This is a genomic window from Syntrophorhabdaceae bacterium, assembly GCA_028698615.1.
Taxonomy (GTDB): Bacteria; Desulfobacterota; Syntrophorhabdia; order Syntrophorhabdales; family Syntrophorhabdaceae; genus Delta-02.
Genome location: JAQVWF010000091.1, coordinates 1 through 4789 on the forward strand (window position 1 = coordinate 1; position 4789 = coordinate 4789).

A 4789-nucleotide genomic window follows, 5' to 3' on the forward strand; every position below is an offset into this window, starting at 1 on the left:
GCGGGAGGGACCGACCCGGAAGGGCGGGAAGGTACTGCGAGGACTTACAGCCATGGGATTGACAGGAAAAAACGAGGCCGATACACTAACAGAGGGTACTCGTCGCCATCATTGTCGGCAGGACAAAAAAGGTATTGACGGGAAGGGTCTATCGATCCATAATGCGGGTGCTGGGCCTTTTATTATTTGTCTTCGCCCCCTTTCTTATCAGAGACGGCCTCGCTCTCCTTCGGGTGATCGCTAAATTTCCTTGAAAGGACGACACCGGCCGGATAGAATATCGAAGCCTGTAAAATCCCTCAAGAGGAGTACGCGCCATGCCCGATTACACCAAGATAGATACCCCGGAGGTCTTGTCGTACGTGTTCTATCCCCGCGACGAGTCCGGTCCCTGTCCGAAATACGCATTTGACCATTTCATCCCCGTGTCGGATGTGGTTGCCGTCCATTGCCGCTTTTACGAACAGGAGAATGACTGGCCATGGATCCTCTATTTCCACGGAAACGGGGAGGTCGTAAGCGACTATGACGAGATCACCATGTTCTATTTCAAATACAAGCTCAATCTCGTTGTGGTCGACTACCGCGGCTACGGAAAGAGCAACGGCACGCCGACCGTCACGGATATGTCACAGGATTCCCAGAAGGTCTACGAATCCGTCAAGACCGCCTTGAAGGAGAGAGGTCTCAGGGACGACCTGTGGATCATGGGCAGGTCGCTCGGCAGTGTTGCCGCCCTGGCAATCGCCTACCGGCAAGGCGCGAACATCAACGGGCTCATAATTGAAAGCGGTTTTCCCAGCATCTCCAGTCTCATTGTCCGCCATGGCATAGCCACGCCCGACATGGACCTCGACGCCATCACCCGGGAATGTCTCGATATGATCAGATCGATCACGGTCCCCGTCCTCATCATTCACGGCGAATACGATACCCTCGTCCCGCCCGACGAGGCCGAGACCATCTACGAAAACATCGGCTCAACGAAAAAGGACCTTCTCATGATCCCCGGCGGCACGCACAACGACATCATGTTCGTGGGCCTGAGACAGTACATGGAAGCCATCCGGAGGCTCGTGGATTCTACAAGTCCCGTAAAATAAGGGTACGGTTCAGTTTCGGCTTTGTGAAAGGGCTCTTTTACTTTACGAGCTTCTTCACCCTTTCTATCAGCGCCTTCAACTGTTTTTCCCTCTCTTTGAGGGCATCGCGGAACTCTCGCCTGTTGGTCCTCGCTATCTCGACTTCCAGGTGGGAATTATATCTTTCAAGAACACTGAGGAGCAGTTTGGCCTCGTCGTCGGTCATCTCGCACGTAACCATATCTTCCTCCTTTTACAGGTCTGAGCCGCCATCGGAGCGGCCGTCATTGCGGCCTGTAGATGTATTGATAGGCGCTTCTGAGCCGTTGCGCGACGATTCCTATAAGGTGTTTGTAGATGATGAGGCCTTCTTCGGGATGACGTTTCACCGCGTTCTCAATGACACCCCGCCCTATTCTGATGGCCCTTGCCGGCAAAAGGCACCGCGCCGTTGCGCTGTAGACATAGGGTTCCACAAGTGCCGACCAGCCGAATATCTCACCTGGCCTCTTGACGACAAAATGCATATTCTCCTTTTCCAGCACCACAATATCCACTTCCCCTTCCACGAGCTCATAAAAGTATGACCCCGGTTCATCGGCACTGAAGACTATCTCATCGCGCTTGAACGTCACCTCTTCTCCCAACTTTCCGATCTCTGCTATGACCCGCTGGCTTACCCCCCGAAAAAGGTCGAATTCCTTGGTAGGGGACGCTTCCATGATAGACACGCCTGCCACCTCCTTTTTTTTCACGGCTCCCATATAATCCTTTTAGCACAAGTTGGGAATAAAACAAGAAGATGAGAAGACGGTTTCTACCTCTTTTCCATATACCTCGGTTTGATCATGTTTTCCGGGGAGAGGATGTCGTCGAGTTCTTCCTTTTTCAGGTATCCCTTTTCAAGGACGAGTTCGCAGACCGAGCGGTTCGTCGCGAGGGCTTCGTGGGCTATCTCGGTGGACCTCTCGTAGCCGATGTAGGGGTTGAGTGCCGTCACCAGGCCGATGCTGCATTCGACGTATTCCCGGCACCTGTCCCGGTTTGCGGTTATTCCCAGTATACAGCGGTCGGCAAGCGTCTTGCTGGCGCGCTTCAAGGCCACAAGGGAATTGAAGAGACTGAAGGCTATGATGGGTTCCATAACGTTGAGCTCCAGTTGGCCTGCCTCCGCGGCAAAGCTTACCGTCACGTCATTACCGATGACAAGATAGGCCACCTGGTTGACGACCTCAGGTATGATGGGGTTGACTTTGCCGGGCATGATGGTCGAGCCGGGGGCCATGGCGGGGAGGTTTATCTCGTTGAGACCACAGCGTGGACCGGATGCCAGAAGCCTGAGGTCGTTGCAGATCTTGGAGATCTTGACGGCGAAGCGCTTCAGAACACCTGACAACTGGACATACACCCCCGAATCCTGTGTTGCCTCCACGAGATCGGGCGATGTGAGGACATCGACGCCCGTTAGCTGTCTGAGTTTTTCCGCCACGAGAGGAGCGTAATCGGGATGGGCGTTGAGTCCGGTTCCGATGGCGGTCGCTCCAAGGTTTATTTCCCTTACGAGCGCCTGTGCCTCCTTCATTCGATCCATGTCCTCGCCAAGCATGATGCCCCAGGCACCAAATTCCTGGCCCAAAGTCATGGGAACGGCATCCTGCAGCTGCGTTCTGCCCATCTTGATAACGTCGCAGAATTCATCTGATTTCTTCTGTAACGCGGAGCGGAGATACCCCATTGCCTCTACGAGCGCCCTGATCTTGAGGATAAGGGTCAGCCGTATCGCCGTTGGGTAGGCGTCGTTCGTCGACTGGCAGAGGTTCACGTGATTGTTGGGGTGGATGATGTCGTAGCGCCCCTTTTCATATCCCAGTATCTCGAGGGCAATATTTGCGATGACCTCATTGGCATTCATGTTCGTGGATGTGCCTGCTCCGCCCTGTATCATGTCGACGACGAAGTGTTCACGGTACTTCCCATCGAGGACCTCATCACAGGCGCGGCTTATCGCATCCGCGACATCAGGGGGCAAGAGCCCCAATTGGCCGTTTGCAAGAGCAGCGGCCTTCTTGACGTAGGCCAGCGACCTCACAAAGGTCGGATAGCTGGAAAGAGGGATGCCGCTGATATGAAAATTCTCCATTCCGCGCAGCGTCTGAACGCCGTAGTATGCATCGGCGGGGACCTCCCGCTCGCCAAGAAGATCGTGTTCCTTTCTCATGTTGCTGCTCATAGCGACGCCTCCGGTAGAGTTTGGTCATCTTTTTTGTCGAATACCCTCTCCCACTTCGCGACAATGACAGTGGCAAGGCAGTTGCCCGTAACATTGACCGCCGTTCTTCCCATGTCCATGACCGTGTCTACGCCAAGAATAACTGCCACGGCCTCTATGGGAAGACCGAACGAGGCCAGCGTGCCGGCAAGGACCACAAGAGACGCCCTGGGCACACCTGCGGCGCCCTTGCTTGCGAATATGAGGGTGAAACCAATGAGGAGCTGCTGGGACAGGCTGAGGTCAATGCCGGCCGCCTGTGCGGCAAAGATCGATGCAAGAGAGAGGTAGATGGTGGTGCCGTCGAGGTTGAAGCTGTAGCCTGTGGGGATAACAAAGGAAACAACCCTTCTCGGAACACCGAGAGCCTCCATATTCTCCATCGCCTTTGGCAGCGCCGCCTCCGAGCTGGACGTGGAGAAGGCGATGATGGCAGGTTCCTTTACCGCTGCCAGAAATCTTTTTATGGGGACTTTGAATATCAGCCCCACAGGCAAAAGCACGGCAAGAAGAAAAGCCGCGATGGCCCCGTAGAAACTGGCGATGAGGAGGCAAAGATTGAGGAGCACACTCATACCCTTGCTGGCTACAACGACGGCGATGGCCGCGCCGACACCGATGGGCGCGAAACGCATGACGATATTGGTATATTTGAACATCGTTTCAGAGAGGGCCTCACAGAAGTCTATGATCGGCTTCTTCTTCTCTTTGATGAGACTAAGGGCTATGGCGAAGATGATCGTGAAGACGACCACTTCCAGCACGTCGCCCCGGGTAGCCGAATCGAAAAAGTTGTCGGGGAATATATTGACAACGACCTCCTTGATGGTCATGTGCTTCGCCTGGCCCAGGCCAAGAGGCACTCCCGAGTCACCAAGCATGATACCGACGCCGGGCTTCGTTATATTGACGACGATGAGCCCCAGAAAGAGCGCCAGTGTCGTGATGATCTCGAAATAAACGATTGCCTTGACACCCATCCTGCCCACCGCCTTGAGGTCGGCATGGCCCGCAATACCCACAACCAGGGTCGAGAATATGATGGGAACGATGATCGTCTTCACGAGACGGATAAATATGGTACTGAGGGCATCGAGCTTCGTCCCCAGCGCCGGAAAGGCGAATCCGACTATCAGTCCGACGAGCATACCGATGAAGATGAGATGAGTCTGCGAGAGCCTTCTGCGTCTTTCCAAGCCATACCCCCGTTCGAATTTTTGGTGCGGTGCAGAGTGAATTTTAATGCTGATCGTTCGTTGTAAGAATAAATCTCTTTTAAGGCAAAAAAGCAATGAAAATGCTGGCGCTCATGCCTCTGACCGTATTATCGGCAAAAGGCAGTTGAAAAGACAGGGCGAAACCGCTATAATTACACCCACGCGCCCGTAGCTCAATTGGATAGAGTGTTGGACTACGAATCCAAAGGTTGCAGGTTCGA

General features: G+C 54.1%; 5 protein-coding genes. 1 reads left to right on the plus strand and 4 read right to left on the minus strand.

Features of this window, described 5'->3' with window-relative positions; all coding sequences use genetic code 11:
* Positions 1-317 precede the first annotated feature (317 nt).
* A complete protein-coding gene (locus tag PHC90_14430; GenBank protein MDD3847541.1) occupies positions 318-1103 on the plus strand; it encodes an alpha/beta hydrolase in 786 nt (261 codons plus the stop codon).
* A gap of 37 nt (positions 1104-1140) precedes the next feature.
* Here the strand turns inward: PHC90_14430 and PHC90_14435 are convergent, their stop codons facing one another.
* The 4 genes from PHC90_14435 to PHC90_14450 are packed head-to-tail and all read right to left on the minus strand — an operon-like array spanning position 1141 to position 4547.
* Positions 1141-1323: a hypothetical protein gene (locus PHC90_14435; GenBank protein ID MDD3847542.1), complete on the minus strand. Its 183-nt coding sequence runs from the start codon at positions 1321-1323 to the stop codon at positions 1141-1143.
* Positions 1324-1366: 43 nt separating this feature from the next.
* Positions 1367-1846: a cyclic nucleotide-binding domain-containing protein gene (locus PHC90_14440; protein ID MDD3847543.1), complete on the minus strand. Its 480-nt coding sequence runs from the start codon at positions 1844-1846 to the stop codon at positions 1367-1369.
* 53 nt (positions 1847-1899) lie between these two features.
* A complete protein-coding gene (gene aspA, locus PHC90_14445; GenBank protein ID MDD3847544.1) occupies positions 1900-3312 on the minus strand; it encodes an aspartate ammonia-lyase in 1413 nt (470 codons plus the stop codon).
* Positions 3309-4547: a cation:dicarboxylase symporter family transporter gene (locus tag PHC90_14450; protein ID MDD3847545.1), complete on the minus strand. Its 1239-nt coding sequence runs from the start codon at positions 4545-4547 to the stop codon at positions 3309-3311. The genes aspA and PHC90_14450 overlap by 4 nt, the downstream gene beginning before the upstream one ends.
* Positions 4548-4789: the final 242 nt, after the last annotated feature.